This window comes from Niallia sp. MER 6, assembly GCF_023714395.1.
Lineage (GTDB): Bacteria > Bacillota > Bacilli > Bacillales > Cytobacillaceae > Niallia.
Window position 1 is genome coordinate 29,571 of record NZ_JAMAUK010000031.1, and the last position, 21,451, is coordinate 51,021.

The following is a 21,451-nucleotide window of genomic DNA, read 5'->3' on the forward strand; positions in this document are numbered from 1 at the left end:
TAATAAATAAACATAAGATTGCTTCCTTACTTTTAAAAAGCATAAAAAAATTGGGATAAGTATTTATCCATCCTTCTGTGCACCTGTCTAATACATTATATAGGTGCATTTTTACTTACTACCCTCTTCCCAATCTGTTGAAACCTTTTTTGTTTATTTTTTTCGTTTCTTACATTTGATTGGTTTGCTGACTCCTATCTACTAAAATTTATAATATCCGAAAGATCCTGAAGCACATCCGCAAAGTCTCTTTACTCCAAATGAACCTATGAATTAGGAGATATTCTTCCACCAATCTTAAATAATACCGGAATAAGTGCTAATAAAATAATTCCTACAACTATAGTAGAAATTATTAACTCTTTCCAAACAATTAAATTCTCTGCAAACATTTGATAAATAACAAATGAATTTATTGGAATGTTAAGCAATAAGCCAGTTAGTAGGCCGGGTGCATATTTTTCCATCAAAACTGTTGCAATTAAATGTGGAAACATTGCATTGAAAATCATAGAACCTAAAAAACCTATTGCTTTAGAAAAACAGCACCAACTGTCCTTAGCAGTCGCGTATTCTAATATTTACTCGGGCTTATCATCGCTGGCTGTAGTGGGTGTTTTAAATACATTTTTATATCTGAAATATACACCAATTACACAAGCAAGCAAAATTTTAAATAAAAAATAACCACTCTGAATGAGTGGTTATTTTTTGAAAGCTTTTCAATTGAAGCTATTTACTCTTTCTCTTTCTCTTTTTTCTTCTTTTCTTTCTCCTGTGCCTTCTCTTCTTTTTTTACTTCTTTGTTTACTTTTTCCTTTTCTTTCTTTTTATTTTCTATCTTTTTCTCTTCTTCTAATTTCTTTTCTTCTACCTTCTTTTCATCCGCCTTCTTTTGTTCTTCTTTTCTCTTTTTTTGCTCACTTAACTGTTTTCCAACTAATGAGAGGTTGAAATCTGTATTAGTCAATTCTGATTTAGAGCGAGATATTATTTCTTTAAAAATTGTTGTAACACTTGAACCACTTGTACTTGATAGAAAGTGTTGAGCATCTGTTTTATCGTACCCTAACCAAATTGCTCCTACGATTTCTGGCGTATAGCCAACAAACCAGTGATCCTTTGCCCCATCATTATTTGCAAATGGAAGCTGTGTAGTTCCTGTTTTACCTGCAATCTCCAATCCTTCCACTTGCGCCTTTATCCCCGTTCCTTTTTCTACGACTCCTTTAAGCATATAGGTCATTTTTTGAGCGATAATTGGTTCAGTTACTCTGAGTGCATTTTCTTTCCACTTTGCAAGGGTATTTCCATTTGCATCTTCTATTACTTTAATGGAGTGTGAATCTACCATTGTTCCATTATTAGGGAAAGCGGAATATGCTTGGGCCATTGATAGAGGAGAAGTTCCTTTACTCATGCCGCCAAGAGCTAAACCTGGCGTATAATCAGCTTCCTCCAATTCAATTCCGAATCTTTTTACAGCATTTACCCCATCTTCCAATCCGATTTTCTGCAATAACCATACAGGTGGTACATTATAGGAATGTACTACCGCATCATACATCGTTACTTGACCTCTGTATTGATTATCGTAGTTTTTAGGTTGATATCCATCAATATTAATCGGATTATCCTGTAACATATCATAAATATCATAGCCTTGTTCTATGGCTGGTGTATATACAGACAATGGTTTCATTGTAGAACCAGGCTGTCTCTTTAGTTGAGTAGCATGGTTAAATCCCCGAAATGTATGTTCTCCTCTTTCACCTACAATTGCGTTAATCCCGCCGGTTGAAGGATTGATGAAAACGGCCCCGCTCTGAATTAATTGATCTGCTTGACTTTCAGGAAATAACGCGTCCTCTTTATACACTTCCTCGGCAGCTTTTTGTATGGTAGGATTTAGTTCTGTATAAATATGAAGTCCACCTGAAAGAATCCCATTTTCGGTTAATCCGTATTTTTGAGTTGCTTCCTCAATAATATGATCTACGTAAGAAGGATACTTTCCTTTATAGTCATCCATCTTTTTCTCCTCTAATACTATTGATTGTTCCTTTGCTTTTTTAACATCACTTTTAGTGATATAGCCTTCCTTTTCCATTAATGATAAAACAACATCTCTTCTTTCAATTGATTTCTCCATATTTTTAAAAGGAGATAATATGGATGGAGCTTTGATTAACCCTGCGATCATAGCTGATTCAGCTAATGTTAATTCACTAACATCCTTCCCAAAGTAAGTTTGTGCTGCACGCTGGATTCCCCACGCACCTTCGCCAAAATAAATTTGGTTTAAATATTTTTCCATAATTTCGTCCTTAGAATAGGTTCGTTCAATTTTTTTAGTAATGATAAGTTCTTTAATTTTTCGAGTATATGTACGTTCTTGAGTTAAAAAGGCATTTTTGGCTAACTGTTGTGTTACAGTGCTTCCACCTGCCACGACTTCACCGCTAATGATATTACTAGCAAATGCCTTAATAATGGCTATATAATTAATTCCATTATGCTTGTAAAAGCGCTGGTCTTCTGTTGCAATAACAGCATGAATCATATCCTCAGGAATTTGTTTAATACCTACACCTTCAATATTTGAAACCGATATTTTACTGGCCACAGCTCCACTTTGGTCATAAATAATCGTTGACTGAGGAGCAGGATCTTCTAGTTTACTAACATCTCTTGTCCATATAAAAATATTTAGTATAAAAACGGATAATATGACTATCGCTAAAAAGATTACTAAAAGCCTAATCTTAAAACCTTTAGAACTCCAATTTCTCCAAATACGTGGAGTAGTGCTTCGGTTCTGCCTTCTTTCCATTCTTCCCAAGTTTATTCCTACCTTCTTAAGATGTTGATAACCATATGGATAGCTATAGGATAAAAACCTACCCCAAATGTGAAATGAAATTGTTATTAATTTCTTCACTCGATTTACTTTGCATTTTATTGCCTTATTTAAAAAGAATCTTATATGATAGGACTTTCTTCCATCTCCAGAGACAATTATAAATATAAGCCTAATTTGTTTGAAGGGGCAAAACGCACTATAAATTATACGGATGGAAACATTATTAAATAAAATAATATAAGAATGAAACTAAAAGTACCTAAATAAATCTCCGTAATTATGTAATTTTTTTAAATTTATTCAATTATTCCAGGACATACTACCCTAAATTAAAATCACGATTTATCATGCTAATTTCTGCAAACTTCTTTACTCTCACACTGAATTAACTTCGAAACTTTGCAGCATAATTTACTAACTGTACATAGTATTGTTCCTTACCCTTCATAAAGTTATCAGCATATGTACCAGTGAAAAAGCTCTCTTTTTATTTGACCTTTTTTCTATACAGCCCTGATTGATAAATTAACAATGCTCTTTTCTACAGGAATGCCATAGACTAAAAAAACAGCTGCAAGTCTGCAGCTGGATATATTTATTTAATGAGTTATTGTAATGTTGGTATTTTCCTCTTCTTTATTTATTTGACTAGGCTGTTTAAGGGTAACAAACGCCACTAAAATACCAAGCAAAGTAATGGCTGCCGAGATTAGAAATGCGATATGGACGGCACTATTTAGATCTGATGGTAACATCATTTCCATTGAGGAGGAATTCGATCCGAGACTTGCTGATATAATCGCCATAATAACAGCTAAACCAATGGCTCCTCCTATCTGTTGACCTGTAGAGATAAGGGCAGAAGCTACACCCTGCTCTTTTTTACTGACACCTGTGCTACCCGCTATAAACATCGTTGTAAAAACAAGTGCCTGACCGATACCGATAATAACTGTACCAGGGATTATCTCTATGAAGGAGCCCGTTACCGAAAGTCTACTTAATAAAAGGAAACCGATGATTCCAAGTCCCATTCCTATTCCAATTGTTCATGCCACTCCAAAAGAGCTAAGCATCTTATTTATTAACTTTGCACCTACAAAGGCACTAAGAGTTAGTGGCAGGAAATTAAGACCAGATTCTATCGCTGAATATTCCAATACTCCCTGTGTATAAAGGGTTAAAAAGTAATAAAGGGAGCCAAAAGAAGCTGAAAATAAGAATGCAGTTAGTGCGGCTCCAATTAGGTTCCGATTATGAAACATTTGAAAAGAAATTAAGGGTTCTTTTGTTCTTTTTTCAATTACCACAAATGAAATCAAAAGAACTACTCCGATCATAAGAAACGGAAGTGTCGATTTACTAAACCAACCTTCTACTGGAGCTTGAATGAGATAATACACAGAAAGCAATAAACCGAGTGTAACCGATATCGTACCCGCGATATCAAAACCCTTCGCTGCTGATAAATTCTTACTTTCTTTAAGTACTATTGGTGCAAGAATAATTACCAAAATGGCAATCGGTACATTTACGAAAAATGTTGCTTCCCAACCAACATAACTAGTAAGTAGACCTCCAAGCAGAAGGCCTAGGGACATTCCAACACCACCCATAGAAGCCCAAATCCCCAATGCCCGATTTCTTTCTTTTCCTTCCTTAAAATTAGACATGATAAGTGATAACGTTGCTGGTGATAGGAAGGCTGCACCTAGACCCTGCAATCCCCTTGCTGTAATTAACATTAGTTGAGATTCTGCTAAGCCACCAAGGAGTGAACCTAGTCCAAATAGGCCCATAGCAATAATAAACATACGTCTTCTACCTAAAAGATCGGATAAACGACCTCCAATAAGCAATAACCCACCAAACGTTAAGGAATAGGCACTTACAACCCACTGTAAATGATTTGTTGTAAAACCAAGTTCATTTCCAAGCGAAGGCATTGCCACAAAAATAATGGTATAATCGAGTGCCATAACTAGCTGAGATATGGCCAGTATAAATAAAGCTATTCCTTTGGTTTTATCTGAATTCATTTTCTAACTCTCCTTTTATTAAGACTAAACATAACAACTTTAGGTTTTTTGACTGTTCAGTCTAATATTTTCAATAATAAATGAAGCGCTCTAACGCTTCATTTATTATCAAGTACTGATAAAGTAACTGTTGTTATTTGTTCAATAACGTTTGAATCCTCGGTGAATTTTGCTGCTTGTGTTAAAGCATATCGAGCGTGGTATAAATACTGCGCAAGTGCCCGTAAGTCCTGTTGTGGACTAAACTCACCCTGTTCCTGTCCGCGAAGTAAAGCTTCATAGAGCGCATTTTCTAAGCGAATTTTATCTTGTTTAAATAACTCAGCAATTTCAGGATCATGCGGTATTTGATCTATTGCACTATTTAAAATAAAACATTCCCTGCGGCGCTGTTCATCATTTAAAGTTTCAACAATAACGGAGAAAATATCTGAAATAGCTTTTTTAACAGGGTTAGTCTGTTCTAAATAATCAACGACATTAGTCGATTTTTCATTTACATAATGACTTACAGCCTTGATAAAAAGATCTCGCTTCGTACCATAAGTATCATATAAACTTTGACGGGCTATACCCAAGCCTTCTAGTAGAAGTTGTAGAGATGTTCCCTCGTATCCGTAATGACCGAACACTTCCATAGCTTTATGCAGAACTAGGTTAGTGTCAAATTCCTTACTTCGAGCCAAATTGATTCGCCTCCTTCCTTCTCAAAATACTACCTTTACTAGAACATTCAGTCAAGAATAGAAATTAATTTAAGCCTATTTCATTTAAATAGAATTGTTACATGTTCTAAATTCGAGTCAAACCTTACTCTGAGAATTGTACTGCTTCATCGACACTGCCGACGGACTCTATCGCAACTAACGGATTCCAGAAATCACGGTATCGAGTAATCTTTCCATCTTTTGTTTCTACCACACTTATATACGTTTGATTATACGGGTTGCCTGTTTCTCTATGCTTGCCGACGGACTTAAATTCTGCGATGACCAACTCTGGATCTACCGTCAAATGAAACTCAAGTTCTGTGAACTTCACTTCGAAGTGCTGCGGGAAGTTTTGCATATACTCATAAAGCTCTTCTTTTCCTTCTTTCTTTTCTGGAAACCCTGATGGACCATATGGAAATTCAAGAACACCGTTCTCTTCCCACAGTTCTACCCACGCCTTAATGTTGCCTCCCGATAAATGCTTCAGATGATTTCTGAACGCCTCCTGTGCTCTTTCTCGGATTGCTTCTTGTGTTAATGTTTGATTTGTCATTGTTTTTTCCTCCTTATTATTTTTGACCATTTAGTCTATTTTTAGTAAAAAAATATCTTTTTTTTGCTTTAGTCTGAGAATTGTACTGCTTCATCGACACTGCCGACGGACTCTATCGCAACCAGCGGATTCCAGAAATCACGGTATCGAGTAATCTTTCCATCTTTTGTTTCCACCACACTTATATACGTTTGATTATACGGGTTGCCTGTTTCTCGATGCTTGCCGACGGACTTAAATTCTGCGATGACCAACTCTGGATCTACCGTCAAATGAAACTCAAGTTCTGTGAAATTTACTTCGAAGTGCTGCGGGAAGTTTTGCATATACTCATAAAGCTCTTCTTTTCCTTCTTTCTTTTCTGGAAACCCTGTTGGACCGTATGGAAATTCGAGAACACCGTTTTCCTCCCACAGTTCTACCCACGCCTTAATGTTGCCTCCCGATAAATGCTTTAGATGATTTCTGAACGCCTCCTGTGCTCTTTCTCGGATTGCTTCTTGTGTTAATGTTTGATTTGTCATTGTTCTTCCTCCATTTTCTTTTTTGACTCTTCAGTCTAAATAGATCAAAAAAATAAGTTGCTGTATTTCAAGCTATTTCTTACCGTTTCAGCAATCTTTCCTTCTTGATGAATTCATCATATCACTTTCCAGACCGTTCAGTCAATAAAAAATATAAATAATTTTTGATTATTTATATTTTGTTATTTTACCAATTAAAAAATGTCCCTGTTATAAGGGGGATTATGGAAGTTACGGTTTTTCTGTGAATAATGTATTTCAGAAATATACTGCCAAGTTTATTATACGGCTCACTTCATTATTACAGGAATACTGCCTCCTATAAATCAAAATGACCATAATAGTTACGGTTCTGTATTAGTAAGGAAAATTAAAAATCGCTTTCCTTAAGAAAAGGAAAGCGATTCTTCAATGTATTCTTATTCAATTAAAAGCCCCATTTTTGATACAATACGATTTAAACAACTTCTTTAAATAAGGTTTCACATCTAAGCAATACCACAAAACATTAGAGAAATTAGGCATTCAAGGCAGCCATACTCGCAAAGGGAAACAACGGAGAAGCTATATCGCTCACACTTTAAAACAGTATAACTTTACAGTTGTTTCTATTTAAACCAATGACTTTCAATCAGCCGCTTTGTTTATGGTTATCCACTTCTATTTCTACTCCAAAATGATCCGAAATAATCCTTTTTGTTTTTCCATTAAAAATAACACCTGAATAATTGATCGGCTCTAGTTGTCCTGTTAGTATTAAATCGATTCGAAGATCTTGTTTATTTTTGTCCCATCCATCTATATTACCTTGAACAGTTATGCCATTATCTTTTTCTTCAGCAAGGTGGTACGTATCATAAAGACCTTGGCTTATTAAATAATCATAGCCTCCATCTTTAATAGATGCATTATTATTAAAATCCCCCATTAAGTAGTACCTATCTTCCTTTGGAATACAATTCAAAAGAGAATCAACTTGATTTTTAAATGGCTCTTCTTCATCATGCCACCAGCCTAGATGACAGGAATAAAAAGAGATAGGTTGATTGTCGTAGGATATTTTTGCACCAACAATCTTTCTTGTTTTCCAGTAATTTGTATCCCTGCTATTTGTCACAAAAAATGAGTATTTTTCTATAATGGGATGTTTTGTAAGAATAGCTAGTCCTTCCTCATATATATCAAATCCGATATGAGAAAAATCCCAAACTAATTGATAATCTGTTACTCCAAGCTTATAAAGTTCATCTAGTAAAACAAGTCCATAATTATCTTTTTTAATATTTTCCTTTATAAGTATTTCGCTAATCGATTGACTCACCTCTTGAAGAGCAATGACGTCATACGATTTTTCTTTAATTGTTTTAGCAAGGTATTTTATTTTATCCAGCTGATTTTCTTCTAGCCAAGAGTGGCAGTTTAAAGTTAATAGTTTCATAATCTTACATTCCTAAGCGGTCTTGAATGTCTGATTTTAAGACATCTGCTTTAGGACCATAAATTGCTTGTACCCCTTTATCTTTTACTATTAAGCCTAACGCGCCATTTTGCTTCCATTGCTGTTCTGTAGAAACGGCATTTGTGTCCTTTACCGTTACACGCAATCTGGTCATACAAGCATCAACATCTTCAATATTATCTCTGCCGCCTAATAACCCAATAATCGTCGTTGCAAGTGAATTATCATTGGTGTTGGCAGTTTTCCCTTCTTGGTTCGACTCCCCATTTTCCTCCTCGATATAATTGCCAGCACGTCCAGGAGTTGGAAAATTGAATTTTTTAATCAAAAACGAAGCTACGAAGAAGTTTAATCCGAAAAACACTGCACAGGCGATTACAAAATTAACTAAATCTAACCATAAGCCTGCTTTAATAATCATTGGTGAACGAGTTAATAGTTCAATTACTCCAAAGGCGTGAACTCGTATATCAATAATATCAACAATTGCAAAAGCTAAACCAGTCATAATTGCATATGCTATATACAAAATTGGAGCAGCAAACATGAACATAAACTCGATTGGTTCAGTGACACCAGTTAAAAATACAGCCAATCCAGCTGACAAGAACATAGATTTATATTTTTTTTGCTTATCCTTATCTACATTGCGATACATCGCCAATGCAATACCTATCAAAGCAGCACATGAAAGTATCATCTGTCCTACTTTAAAACGTGCAGGTGTTATCTCATTTAATAACTGTTTATAACTTTCTACATCACCAGCTGCAAGAAAATTATTTAAGTCAGCAATCCACGCTAGCCATAGAGGATCTTGTCCGGCTACTGTTTGTCCAACACTAGAACCTGTTAAGATTTGATATGTTCCTCCAAGTTCTGTATAGTTCATTGGAACAGTTAACATATGATGTAGACCAAATGGTAATAGTAAACGTTCTAATGCACCATAAATAAATGGAGCAATGACAGGTGCTGTATCGCGAGAAGTTGCAATCCAACGACCAAAATCATTCAATAATCCTTGAATAAATGGCCATACAATTGATAAAACGAGAGCGGTTACAACTGAGCCAACAATTACTACAAATGGAACAAACCTTTTACCATTAAAGAATGCAAGTGATTGTGGTAACTTATCATAATTATAAAATTTATTAAATAGAGTAGCTCCTAAGAAACCCGAGATAATACCTACAAAAACCCCCATGTTTAACGCCGGTGCGCCAAGAATCGATGTAAAATAATCTTTAACAATTAATTCACTACCAAATAAAGATTGAACAGTTGCTTTAGGATCAGCTAGCATCTCACTATTTACACCAAAAATATTACCAGTAATTCGGTTCACTAGAATGAAAGCAATTAATGCTGCAAAAGCACCACCCGCACGTTCCTTCGCCCAAGAACCACCAATAGCTACGGCAAACAGCACATGAAGATTCCCAATGATTCCCCAGCCAATGTCCTCCATAACTCGTGCTATTGTTTGGATAACTGTTAAATCCCCACCAGTCATACTAACCAATTTCCCAAGCGAAATCATAATACCTGCTGCCGGCATAACTGCGACAACAACAAGTAATGCCTTACCAAATTTCTGCCAAAAATCAAATGAAAGTATTTTCATTTTCTGACATCCTCCTACTACCAATTAAATTTATTTTTAGGCAAACGTTTGCACAAATGTGCATGCTTTATTCATCTTAGTTTAAACGATATACCCTAGCTTCATAAGGACTTAAGGTGATTTCTTTTATTTCATCACCATTGTCAACTTCGTAATTACTAATTAACAACTCTGTTGATTCAACTGTAAGATCTGCAGGTAAGACAAATTTTGTAATCTGTGGAAACAGGTTTGTAATAATAAGCATTTTTTCGTTATTTAATGTTCGTGTATATGCATAAATTTGATCGTGTTCTTCTAATATCAAATCATAAGCGCCATAAACAAGAACCTTATTTTCTTTTCGTAAGTCTATAAGTTTTTTATAATAATGATAGATAGAGTTTGGATTTTCTAACGCCAGGTCAACATTTATATTCCTAAAGTTCTGATTTACTTTCATCCATGGTTTCCCTGTAGTAAACCCTGCATTTAAATCGTCGCTCCATTGCATTGGTGTTCTTGAATTATCTCGACCCGTTTTCCAAATAATCTCCATTATCTCTTCATGAGGTTTCCCATTTTCTTTTTCCAATTTATATAAGTTCTTAATTGCAACATCATTGTAATCCTCAATAGCTGGAAATTGAACATTAGTCATCCCAATTTCTTGACCTTGATATACAAATGGTGTTCCTTGCATTAAAAAATACAGCGTTGCCAAACATTTAGCAGATTCAGCCCAATACTCCTTATCATTTCCCCAAGTGGAAACAGAACGCGGCTGATCATGATTTTCAAAAAACAAGGCATTCCATCCATTATCCTCCAGGCCTTTTTGCCATTTGGTAAGGGTGTTTTTCAAAGCATGAATATCTAAACCATTATTTACACTTTTATTCCAAAGCTCTAAATGTTGAAATTGGAAAACCATATTAAATTTCCCATTTTCTTCACCTACCCATAAATCGGCTTCTTCGACAGATACCCCGTTGGCTTCACCTACAGTCACAATATCATAATTATCAAAGGTTTCACGTTTTAATTCATCAAGGAAAGTATTAATTCCCGGGCGGTTCATATGCCCATCAAACGACGGTACATAACGTTTATTCTCTGGATTAGGCATGTTAGGGAATCCTGCAACCTTTTTAATATGAGAAATGGCATCGACACGGAAACCATCTATTCCTTTATTTAACCACCAATTAATCATTTCGTATAATTCTTGGCGGACACTTGGATTTTCCCAGTTTAAATCAGGCTGTTTTTTAGAAAATACATGAAGATAGTATTCCTCCGTCTTTTCATCATACTGCCATGCTGAGCCTCCAAAGATAGATTCCCAGTTATTCGGTTCTTCACCATCAATACCTGAATGCCATATATAATAATCTCGGTATTCATTTTCTTTTGAAGAACGAGCTTCAATAAACCAAGGATGTTCATCAGAAGTATGATTAATAACAAGATCCATAATCAGTTTCATACCTCTTGCATGGACCTCATCTAATAATTGATCGAAATCAGTCATAGACCCAAATTCACTTAAGATATCTTTATAGTCACTAATATCGTAACCGTTATCATCATTTGGCGACTTGTAAATCGGGCAAACCCAAATAATATCTATCCCTAGATTTTTTAAATAATCCAGTTTGGATATGATTCCTTGAATATCACCAATTCCATCACCATTTGAGTCCATGAAACTGCGCGGATAAATTTGATAAGCAACTACTTCTTTCCACCATTTATTTTTATTCATTATAAAGACCCCTCTCTTACTAATAACGAGATTAACATAACTTATTTACTTATGCAACCGTTTGCGCAAAAACTTTATAATGCTACCTCTTTTTTATTACTTGTTATTTATTTATGCTAATTTATTGCTATACAAAATGTAACTATGAAAAAACATTTTTATTCGTTAAGATTTTACTGGAACTTCCTATTGGGTAAATAAGCTATAATAAAAGAAAATGAACTGAAAATACCAAAATTATCACCATTAAGCAGCCAAATCCTTAAAATTGATTAACCTTATAAAAACCTAACACAAATAATTCTATACAATGTATGTACTAGGAGATTTGGAGTGAAAATTTATGTCAGTAACTATTAAAGATGTAGCTAAGCTTGCAAAAGTCGCTCCATCTACAGTTTCAAGAGTCATCGCAAACAATCCACGTATAAGTGAAAAAACGAAGAACCGAGTAAGAGAAGCAATGGAGTCTTTAGGCTACCATCCTAATTATAATGCTAGAAGCCTCGCAAACCGTAGTACACAATCAATCGGCCTTGTCATGCCAAGTTCAGTAGATAAAGTCTTTCAGAATCCTTTCTTTCCTGAAGTAATAAGAGGAATCAGTACGAAGGCACATGAAGAAGATTTTGCTATTTATATGTCAACAGGACAAAGTGAACAGGAGAGCCTGGAAGGTGTTGAGCGAATGTTACATGGTGGCAGAGTAGATGGTGTTATCATTCTCTATTCAAGTATTGATGATAAAATTATGTCTTTCCTTCAAGAAGAGAAGTTTCCATTCTCAGTTATCGGTAAGCCATATAATAATGTCAACCAAATTACTCACGTCGATAACGATAATGTTCAAGCAGGTAAAGATGTGACAGACCACCTTATCCGACTTGGACATAAACGAATTGCCTATGTCTGCGGAAGTTTAGATTCAGTTGTTACGATGGACCGGATACTTGGATATAAAAAAGCATTACAAGATGCTAACATACCATATCAAGAAGAATATATTGTGAAAGAAGAACTCCTTAATGATGGAGGAATAAAAGAAATCTCAAGGTTGATGTCCTTGCAGTCACCGCCAACAGCTCTTATTGTAAAGGATGATTTATTGTCCTTTAGCATTATGGGCACAATTGATAAAATGGGGTACTCCATACCTAAGGACCTCTCCATTGTTAGTTTTAATAATTTAATGTTGAGTGAATTTACTAGACCTCCATTGACAACAGTAGATATTGATATTTTTAATCTAGGTTATCATGCTGCAGACTGCCTATTGGATCTAATAAAAAATCCCGGTCAGGAAGCTAAACAAGTCATTGTACCACATCGATTAGTTGAACGACAGACCAGTCAAAGGATATAAATTTATAATTTAGAAGTTTTTTCTCTAGCGTAAAACATTCCAAAAACCCCAACATAATGATGGGGTTTTTATCATTATTATTTCACGGTAATCTCCCTAATAAATAGCTTATTTTCATACTATCCACCCTACCTGAACCGGAAATCCCTACTTTTTATTTCACTCTTCTTTATCCGATAATTTTGTTTAAAGTCATTTTGATTCCTTTAGAGTATTCATCTTCTGATATATTAGGGAAAGCATTTTTAGCCTCTTGTGTTGCATTTTGAAGTAAATATCCATATTTCACTGCATGTAACATTTTAATATCATTTCCGCTATCTCCAAATGCAATCGCATTTTCTGGTCCTAACTTGTATTTTTCTAACATAAATCGCACGATTTCATCTTTACCTGTACCTATAGGAATAAAATCTACATCATAGCTATCCTCGGGATCACCAGCTAGAGGATTGCAACGATTTATATTTACAGAAACCCCATGTTCCTTACAAATTAATTCAATAGCTAACAAGTTATTTTTATCATTTATTTCATCTTGCTCTTGGTAATAATAATTATGCTTATAACGAGAAATACCTAATTGAGTTTGTGGATTTAAAAAGATATTATGATTCTCTCGTAGATGTTTAACCATTCTTTCCATCTTCTCTTTGCTAAAATCTTGATTTATTCGGCTATTCCAGTTAATATCTTGCTCACCAAAATTATGTTCAGAGAAATACGTTATTTCTGTCCCAAGATCACTTGCTATAAAATGAGGAAAGTATCTAAATTTACCTCTTTTCATCTTATCGAGAATAGATTCTATACTACTCCCAGTAACCCAGCCGATTTGTATGTCTCCGCTTTTACTTTTTTGTTCTAAATAATCTTCTAGCTCATAAATATCCTGCTGCTTCTCTTTATCAATCTTATGAGGAAAATAAGTTTCATCAAAATCACAAAATATAATATATTTTGGTTGTTCAACAGGTGAAAGAGTTTTATACTCCAACGTCTTTTTTAATAACACTAAACAATCCCTCCATAACATGTCTTTCTTCTATAGTAAATGTTGGATACAACGGCAAATTTAAAATCTGGCTATGAGCGAGTCCTGTGATGTGTTTGTCCTTGACCAATGGGGTGTTTCGCATGTGTGATAATTTGCTTTTAGTTGCATTCACATCCCTTTTCTGTAAATATATAGATAAATATTCTGCGATTTTGTACTTCATTGTTATTTATATAATTGTTTCACTGCTCATTCACAATGCGGTCTTCTATAAAAAATTCATGTACGTTACCTTAAAATAATAAACAGTATCATGCTTTCTTACCTTTACCTGAAATCGTAAGCTTTTTTTCGCAAGCAGTACCTCCCCCAAATTGGTTATGTGGAAATCCATTGCAATTTTATCCTAATTTCTGAAATCGATAACATGTCAACATTTTTTCAAAGGATGGTAGTATATGCCCACAATTGATGAAATAGCTAGGTTATGTAATGTATCAAAAACCACTGTATCTCGTGTTTTGAATAATCACCCCTATGTTTCTAAAGAGAAAAGAGACATGATTTTAAAAGTTATCAACGAAATGGACTATATTCCTAATTCAATAGCTCGGCAATTCAGGAAAAATGAAACTCGAACAATTGCATTATCGGTACCGAGTATTGACCATCCCTTTTTTGCACAATTAATTAAAGGTGTTTCCCTGCAGGCATTAACTAATAATTATAAAGCAGTTGTTTTTCAAACATTTTATAACCAAACATCTGAACTAGAATTGCTAGAATTATTGAAGCATAAAGAAATAGACGGGGTTATTCTAGGAGCGTTAGAAAACGATTGGTGTAAAATAGAACCATTTTTAAAATACGGACCTATTTTGTTATGTAATGAGTATCACCATTGTGCTGATATACCCATAATTGGATATGATGAATTTGAAGCAACTTATAAAGCTGTAGTACATTTAATTGAAATGGGGCATGAAAAGATTGGGTTTTGCTATGACACACCATATAGCGAAGCTCAATGCCAAAGAAAAGAGGGATACTTAAAAGCCTTAGCTGATTACAATCTACCTCAAAAACACGATTGGGTATTTGGCGGTGTATTTAATATAGAGGATGGTTTCCATCTCTTTGAACAGATTCATAACTTAAAAGATAGTCCAACTGCTATCTTTACAGGTAATGATCAAGTTGCAGCTGGACTTATCAAAAAAGCAACTATATCAGGGTTTAATATTCCCAAGGACTTAGCCGTTATAGGCTTTGATAATCAAATGATTTGCCAAGTAGTGACTCCAACTATAACAACAATTGATACCCCAATCATTGAATTAGGTCAAAAAGCATTGTTAAAATTGCTCGATTGCTTATTAGGAAATGTTAATTTAGAGAGGGAAGTTATTAGACTACCTACTAATCTTATCATTCGAGAGTCAACATAATAAATGCAGGAATTATGACTTTAGACTACTTGATGAATAAAGAAATGAAATAAAAAAAGAGGCGGGGATTCTCTCCCAGCCTCTGTAAACTTTTATTCTACTACTTTGCCAGTCATATCCTCATAATCTTTACACATTATTTCCCATGACTTTTTAATATCTTCATCTAATCCAAATAGACCGCTACGACCTATGATATAAATATCAGGATCGGCTGCATCAATTCTTTTAAATGTTTTTCGACTAGATGATCCATCCATTTCAATAACATATTGATAGCCTTTTTCATCACGTAATTCTCTTAAAGCTACAATTTTATCTAATGTGCTTTCAATAAAGCGTTGTCCAGCGAATCCTGGGTCCACCGTCATAATAGTAATTTTATCTACTAAATCAATATAAGGAAAAATTGTTTCAATAGGAGTTTCTGGATTTAATACTACCCCTGCTTTTAGTCCAGCATCATGTATTTGATCAATCAATCGGAAAGCAAGACCATCTAGTACTTCTGCATGCATACAAATCCATTCACACTTTAGATCCACTAATTGTTGAACCCAGAAGCTTGGATTCGTTACCATTAGATGGGCAGACATCGGTAAATCACTTATTTTTCGCACTTCTTGGACAAACCATGGAGATAATGTAATATTAGGAACATAATGCCCATCCATAATATCAATATGATAAGAATCTACATGATCGTTTAAAAACGTGATCTGCTCTTTAAACTTATCTAAATCCATAGTCATTAGTGATGGTGAAAATTCTACTTTTTTCATACTCTATTAATCCTCCGTAGATCTCTAGTTTCTTTAGGAATAATAATTGAGTTTGACTGGACCAAATTATTATTCCTAAATTTTTGTATTAGCCTTTATTTAACACGCTTACATTTTTTTATAGAATTTGAATATCATCTAAATCGATATCTTCTTCCTCTACTTCTATTTCCTCATCTTCGTTAACCTTTTTCTTAATTAAAGCCAACGCAACTCCTGTTACAACAACGTTTACTAAGATAGCTGCAACACCAGCCCATGGATTGGACATCGTTGGTAGCATAAATACGCCACCGAATGGTACCGTTGCATCAGCTCCTAACACCATCGTTACTGCTCCACCAGCTGCTCCACCTATGGCTACAGCGGTTACAGTACGAACAATATCATTCATAACAATTGGAATTACACCTTCCACAATGTTAACAACACCCATTGGCACTGCTGATTTCAATGTTTCCACTTCTGATCGTGTATAAATGTTTTTCTTGAAGATTTTTGCAATAAAGTAAGCTAATCCAAATCCGATTGGCGTTGCTGTATTTACTAATTGTAAAGCTGTGATAGGTCCATTAATGCCTTCTGCTTGCATAGTCAGAACGAAGGCAAATACTGTTTTGTTAATTGGTCCGCCAAAGTCAACTCCACTCAATAGACCAACAATTCCACCAAATACTAGTAGGGATGAAGTTCCTAAGCTGTTTAATCCATCTGTTAATAATGATGTAAGAGCAGCAACTGGAATTCCAATAATGTAAACCATGATTAGTCCACCAATAATAGAGGTGAAAAATGGAACAATTAACGTCGGCATTAATCCTTTAGCCCAACTAGGAACTTTAAAATGCTTAATAATAGCTACTGCAAGATAACCAGATAAAAATCCTCCTAAGATACCACCAATAAAGCCAGCACCAATTGCATTAGCACTTAATCCAATAATGAAACCTGGCGCAATTCCTGGTTTACCAGCAATAGAATAAGAAATACCAGTTGAGATAACGACAGGTAATAAACCTAAGCCTGCTCCACCCATTGTTGCTAAAGCATCCCATAAGGAAAACTCTCCTTGTACTAAAGAACCTTGACTTGTTCCTCCAAAAGCCATACCAATTGCGATTAAGAAACCTGCTCCACAAACAATTGGAATCAAGTATGAGATTGCTGTCAATAAATGGCCTTTAAGATTTAATTTTTTTAATCCACTCATTACTAACTCTCCTTTCAACTAAAGACCTCTTCAATAAATCTGTTTCTATAAGATTACTTAGCTACATAAAGCTTCTTTTACATCTTCAGCGTTTTTAGACTGTAGCATCTTCTCGATTACTTCGTCATTTCCTAGCTTTCTAGCAAATAATGATAGTAATTTCAGATGATTTTGTGCTCCATCATCATTTCCAACCGCAAACAGAATTATTCCCTTTACTCCCTTACCATCGAGAGTTTCCCAAGCAATTTCTTCTTGAGTAATCCCAATCGCTACTCCTATTTTTTCTACAGAATCACTTTTTCCATGAGGAATAGCAATATAATTTCCGATTCCAGTTTGTCCTATCGCTTCCCTAGCATAGATATCCTTTGTAAACTCTTCAATATCTTTGATGTATCCGTTTTCAAGCAAAACCTGAGCTAATTCCTGAATAGCTTCTTCCTTACTCTTAACACTCATGTTCGTTTTGATTGTATTTAAATCTACAATATTTTTCACTTCCATGATTATCTCTCCTTTTTTCATTATTTCTGTTGGTTGACAACCTCTGCTGCTTTTTCAATTAATTTATTTGGTGATTTAACCGCTATTTCTGTTGTAACTTGGATAATTCTTTTCCCGTCGAATCGTTCTCTTCCCGCAATCTTAACATCTGTTGCTAAAATAACGATGTCTGCTTCCGCAATTTGTTGTTGGCTCAATTCATTCTCTGTCCCGATCGTTCCTTGTGTTTCAATATGGATTTCATGGCCTGCCTTCTTACCAGCATTCTCTAATTTCTCCTGTGCGATATATGTGTGTGCAATTCCTACTGTGCAAGCTGCAACTCCTACTATTTTCATGATAATTCCTCCTAATATTTTATAATTTTATTTATAAATTCTTCTTTTTCATGACTGTTTAATAATCGGTCTAGATACTCCTCATCTGCAAGAGATCTAGTAAATAAGGCTATTCTCTTCTTCATATTAACGCTTTCATTTTTCTTTAGTAAAATTACAATCACTAGACAAATATTTTTTGTTTGGCAATCCCAAGCTTCAATTGGATTTGCTAAACGGATAAATAAAATTTGACTTTTCTCTAATTGGTCGCTTTCGATATGGGGCAACATAATATGCTCAGCAATTAATGTACTGCCCACTTTTTCTCTTTCATTTAAATGATGGATGACTTCATCCCTTGACATAGGATTATCTTGACCTACTATTTCAGCAATAAAAGCGTGTACTTCTTCTTTTGTTTGTAACTCACAATTAAAATGAATTTGATAGAGTGAATTAATTTCCATGATAAACTTCCTCTATCTTTCCCTGAAGTCTCTTCTGATCATCAATTGTAAACATCGCACTCACTAAGAGATAAGGAATTGGTACATCTTCCTTAATATGAACTGTACTCAGTATCAACTCAGCATCAGCATATTTCTCTTTTAGCATTTGAGTATTTCGTGATGCTACCACATCAACAATTTCTATCTCTGGAAATTTCTTAGAAACCTTTGCTTTTAAAAGCTCGGAAGTTCCTATTCCTGTTGTACACATAATGAGTGTTTTTATCGGACGTTGATGTTGACCCGTTTCAATTGCCTTTGCAAAATAAAGGGTGATAAACCCAATCTCATCTTCGTTTATGGCTGGTAGGTTGAATTTCTCACTCAGTAATTCCGAAACCTTCTTTACACCCATAAATACTTCTTCATACGTTACCTTAATCTGACTTAACAAACTGTTCTTAACCCGAATCTTATGCTCTAACCGGTTAAGCATCGGTTTAATATGGTTGGCTAAATCGATAAATATAGATTGACTGTCTATATCCATTCCTAAGTTAATACTCATTCCTTCCATATACTCTTTCGTTACTTGAATCACTTCTGATGAAAAAGTGGAAGTAATAGCATGAGATCCCTGCATTCTCGATGACACTAAATACTGATAAAGAAAATAGACCTCAATATCAGGCAAAGGACTGTTCAAATATTTCTCGATATTATGGACAATCACTTTAGCAACCGGATACAAAATATCCCGCTCCATGTTTTCCATTTCTTCTTTAGAAATCTCATCCGCGAACATTCTAGTCGGAACTATTCTTGTTCGGCTAAGTAGTATATATAAATGTGAGAAAATGTTTACATTATACGGGTAAGGAATGGTTATATTTAAATCTTCTTCAATCTTTCTTAATTGATCTAATATAAATAACACATCATACTGATTGAAGTTAAGTTTTGGATTCCTCTTTAAATCATCAATATCGATAATATTAAAGATTTCAATAATATCTTTAATCGCTTTTCGAATATTAACTTCTTCCCCAAGTATGGCTAATGTTCGATTTTTTCTCTCTAGAACCAAATTATATTTTTTAAGCTCTTCACTCATTATTTGCTCGTCATTAAAAGTCACAGAATCTCCTACATAATAGTGACTAAATAAATGATAAACATTTATAGGTTTGGGCGAAGACAACAATAATTCTTCCATAATTCGTTTACGTCTCTCACTAGGCGTAAATTGCTTTTCTTTATCATTATCATTACTTTTTTGAGAACTAATAAATTTTTCGTAATCTAGTTTATATCCTCTCCCTCTTTCAGATATGATTAAAGGGCCATCCTCGTACTCATTATTAATTTTATTTATTAAACGATATACCGTTTTTTGAGATACATTTAGTACTTCAAGGAGTTCCTTCGATGTAACATATCCTTGATTTTTGGAAAGAAACAGTAACAGTTCTTGTTCATAGTTGCTTTTAGAACTCATCTCCTTGCCTCCTTGATTTGATATTAACACACAATTTAAAAAACAATTCGCTGGAAAATGACCGTTGCAACGGTCACTTTTTTCCATACATTTTATAGAGTATATCTTTAGTGCGTCAATGGTATTGTATTTTATTGCTCTAGCAGCTTAAATTTAATGGATTTTCTATTGCTTAAATTAAGTCCTATTAAGAAGTATTCCCTATGAATGTATATCTCGATGTAGCAAAAGTAAAAAAGAGACGCTTAATGAGTTCAGTGAACTTTTAAGTGTCTCCAATAGAGAGGTATTGAGTTTTTTTTGATAACGTGCCAATTAAAGACTGAGGCGATTCAACACCTACTTCCCCCTGTTACGCGTAGTAAGATTAGATTACTTTTATTACCTCCATATTGCACTATCGCCCCCGTTCGTAATATATGGTTAGCCAGATTTTTCTGGTTGACCATTTTTTTTTTAGTTTTATGATTACGGTAGTCGGGGTAGAACGGCGCCCCCGTGGGAATAAATCCCGTCAGCTAAACTGTTCACCCCCTACTTGTATAAACATGTTTCAGGCTGGTTGGGACAATGAACCCGTTTAACAAGCGAACCTATGATATTACAAGGAGTTTAGGGGTTACCGACTAATATGCTTTTTAAGGAGGAGAAATTTGTATGAATCCAGTGATTGGTCTGGATGTTTCAAAAGGAGAAAGCCATGTTCAAGCATTTTTAGATAAAGGTAAACCATATCGGAAGAGTTTTAGTATTACACATAATCTAGAGGGTTTAGGTAGGTTATTAGATTTTCTTCAAGATGTTGAAAAAGCAGCTTTGGGTACTCAACCTTCGGTTGTATTAGAGTCAACTGGGCATTATCACACCCCAGTTATTCAGTTTTTAGAGGAACAAAAATATGTATATATTCTCGTCAATCCTCTTATTTCACATAGAGCCAAGAGTTCAAGCCTACGCAAAGTTAAAACAGATGCAATCGATGCTTATCATCTTTGTGAACTGTATTATAAGGAAGAACTACAGCCTTACAAGAAGCGAGGAATTCAACTCTTAAACCTTCGAAATCTAACAAGGCAACAAGAGAGTATTGCAGAAATTTCAGCGAAAACAAAAATACAGTTACATTCCTTAATTGATCAGGTATTCCCTGAGTATCGAGGAGTTTTCGGAAGTTTATACTCAAAAGTATCTTTGCTTACTTTACTAGAATTCCCTACTTCTAAGGCGGTATTAAGTGTCAGTGAAAAAGAATTAACTGATAAAATAGCTTCATTATGTAAGAATCGTTCGGTGTCCTGGGCAGAGGAAAAGGCACAAATGTTAATAGAGGCTGCCCTACGTAATCCATT

Annotated in this window: 19 protein-coding genes and 2 pseudogenes; 3 read left to right on the forward strand and 18 right to left on the reverse strand. The window is 34.7% G+C overall.

The window, feature by feature from the left end; translation table 11 throughout:
* Nucleotides 1–266: 266 nt before the first annotated feature.
* The 10 genes and pseudogenes from M3600_RS23950 to M3600_RS23995 form a co-directional block, all read right to left on the reverse strand.
* Nucleotides 267–530, reverse strand: a pseudogene (locus M3600_RS23950) (HXXEE domain-containing protein); the annotation flags it as partial.
* Between the two features lie 206 nt (nt 531–736).
* The gene (locus M3600_RS23955; protein ID WP_251647842.1) at nt 737–2,833 is read right to left on the reverse strand and encodes a transglycosylase domain-containing protein; all 2,097 of its coding nucleotides are present in this window, start codon (nt 2,831–2,833) and stop codon (nt 737–739) included.
* A 629-nt stretch (nt 2,834–3,462) separates the two neighbouring features.
* Nucleotides 3,463–3,897: an MFS transporter gene (locus M3600_RS23960; RefSeq protein WP_251647826.1), complete on the reverse strand. Its 435-nt coding sequence runs from the start codon at nt 3,895–3,897 to the stop codon at nt 3,463–3,465.
* A gap of 15 nt (nt 3,898–3,912) precedes the next feature.
* Nucleotides 3,913–4,902, reverse strand: coding sequence for an MFS transporter (locus M3600_RS23965; RefSeq protein WP_251647827.1), 990 nt, complete (start codon nt 4,900–4,902; stop codon nt 3,913–3,915).
* A gap of 98 nt (nt 4,903–5,000) precedes the next feature.
* On the reverse strand, nt 5,001–5,588 hold the full coding sequence (locus M3600_RS23970) for a TetR/AcrR family transcriptional regulator (protein WP_233319416.1): 588 nt from the start codon (nt 5,586–5,588) through the stop codon (nt 5,001–5,003).
* A 124-nt stretch (nt 5,589–5,712) separates the two neighbouring features.
* The gene (locus M3600_RS23975) at nt 5,713–6,168 is read right to left on the reverse strand and encodes a nuclear transport factor 2 family protein (RefSeq protein ID WP_233319411.1); all 456 of its coding nucleotides are present in this window, start codon (nt 6,166–6,168) and stop codon (nt 5,713–5,715) included.
* Between the two features lie 68 nt (nt 6,169–6,236).
* Nucleotides 6,237–6,692 carry a nuclear transport factor 2 family protein gene (locus M3600_RS23980; RefSeq protein WP_251647828.1) on the reverse strand — a complete coding sequence of 152 codons (456 nt, stop codon included), beginning with the start codon at nt 6,690–6,692 and terminating at the stop codon, nt 6,237–6,239.
* 631 nt (nt 6,693–7,323) lie between these two features.
* Nucleotides 7,324–8,130 carry an endonuclease/exonuclease/phosphatase family protein gene (locus tag M3600_RS23985; protein WP_251647829.1) on the reverse strand — a complete coding sequence of 269 codons (807 nt, stop codon included), beginning with the start codon at nt 8,128–8,130 and terminating at the stop codon, nt 7,324–7,326.
* Nucleotides 8,131–8,134: 4 nt separating this feature from the next.
* The gene (locus M3600_RS23990) at nt 8,135–9,781 is read right to left on the reverse strand and encodes a PTS transporter subunit IIBC (protein ID WP_251647831.1); all 1,647 of its coding nucleotides are present in this window, start codon (nt 9,779–9,781) and stop codon (nt 8,135–8,137) included.
* Nucleotides 9,782–9,857: 76 nt separating this feature from the next.
* Nucleotides 9,858–11,528 (reverse strand): glycoside hydrolase family 13 protein, encoded by a 1,671-nt coding sequence (locus M3600_RS23995; RefSeq protein WP_251647832.1) that lies wholly within the window; start codon nt 11,526–11,528, stop codon nt 9,858–9,860.
* 343 nt (nt 11,529–11,871) lie between these two features.
* On the opposite strand from M3600_RS23995, the gene M3600_RS24000 reads away from it, so the two are divergent.
* A complete protein-coding gene (locus M3600_RS24000) occupies nt 11,872–12,891 on the forward strand; it encodes a LacI family DNA-binding transcriptional regulator (protein ID WP_251647834.1) in 1,020 nt (339 codons plus the stop codon).
* 169 nt (nt 12,892–13,060) lie between these two features.
* On the opposite strand, the gene M3600_RS24005 is transcribed toward M3600_RS24000, so the two are convergent.
* On the reverse strand, nt 13,061–13,906 hold the full coding sequence (locus M3600_RS24005; protein ID WP_251647836.1) for an HAD-IIB family hydrolase: 846 nt from the start codon (nt 13,904–13,906) through the stop codon (nt 13,061–13,063).
* A pseudogene (locus M3600_RS29265) lies at nt 13,878–14,039 on the reverse strand (3-oxo-glucose-6-phosphate--glutamate aminotransferase); the annotation flags it as partial. The pseudogene M3600_RS29265 and the gene M3600_RS24005, both read right to left, overlap by 29 nt.
* A 307-nt stretch (nt 14,040–14,346) precedes the next feature.
* Here M3600_RS29265 and M3600_RS24015 point away from each other — a divergent pair.
* Nucleotides 14,347–15,336 (forward strand): LacI family DNA-binding transcriptional regulator, encoded by a 990-nt coding sequence (locus tag M3600_RS24015; RefSeq protein WP_237943476.1) that lies wholly within the window; start codon nt 14,347–14,349, stop codon nt 15,334–15,336.
* 92 nt (nt 15,337–15,428) lie between these two features.
* On the opposite strand, the gene alsE is transcribed toward M3600_RS24015, so the two are convergent.
* The 6 genes from alsE to M3600_RS24045 form a co-directional block, all read right to left on the reverse strand.
* A complete protein-coding gene (gene alsE, locus M3600_RS24020) occupies nt 15,429–16,118 on the reverse strand; it encodes a D-allulose 6-phosphate 3-epimerase (RefSeq protein ID WP_233317071.1) in 690 nt (229 codons plus the stop codon).
* Nucleotides 16,119–16,236: 118 nt separating this feature from the next.
* Nucleotides 16,237–17,328, reverse strand: coding sequence for a PTS fructose transporter subunit IIC (locus tag M3600_RS24025; protein ID WP_237943474.1), 1,092 nt, complete (start codon nt 17,326–17,328; stop codon nt 16,237–16,239).
* A gap of 57 nt (nt 17,329–17,385) precedes the next feature.
* Nucleotides 17,386–17,835, reverse strand: coding sequence for a PTS sugar transporter subunit IIA (locus M3600_RS24030; RefSeq protein ID WP_233317069.1), 450 nt, complete (start codon nt 17,833–17,835; stop codon nt 17,386–17,388).
* 20 nt (nt 17,836–17,855) lie between these two features.
* A complete protein-coding gene (locus M3600_RS24035) occupies nt 17,856–18,173 on the reverse strand; it encodes a PTS fructose transporter subunit IIB (RefSeq protein ID WP_233317068.1) in 318 nt (105 codons plus the stop codon).
* Between the two features lie 11 nt (nt 18,174–18,184).
* Nucleotides 18,185–18,622 carry a PTS sugar transporter subunit IIA gene (locus tag M3600_RS24040; protein ID WP_237943470.1) on the reverse strand — a complete coding sequence of 146 codons (438 nt, stop codon included), beginning with the start codon at nt 18,620–18,622 and terminating at the stop codon, nt 18,185–18,187.
* Nucleotides 18,612–20,102: a BglG family transcription antiterminator gene (locus M3600_RS24045; protein ID WP_251647838.1), complete on the reverse strand. Its 1,491-nt coding sequence runs from the start codon at nt 20,100–20,102 to the stop codon at nt 18,612–18,614. The genes M3600_RS24040 and M3600_RS24045 overlap by 11 nt, the downstream gene beginning before the upstream one ends.
* Nucleotides 20,103–20,759: 657 nt before the next feature.
* Between M3600_RS24045 and M3600_RS24050 the strand changes: the two genes are divergently transcribed.
* A partial coding sequence (locus tag M3600_RS24050) for an IS110 family transposase (protein WP_251647840.1) occupies nt 20,760–21,451 on the forward strand: 692 nt, incomplete at its 3' end.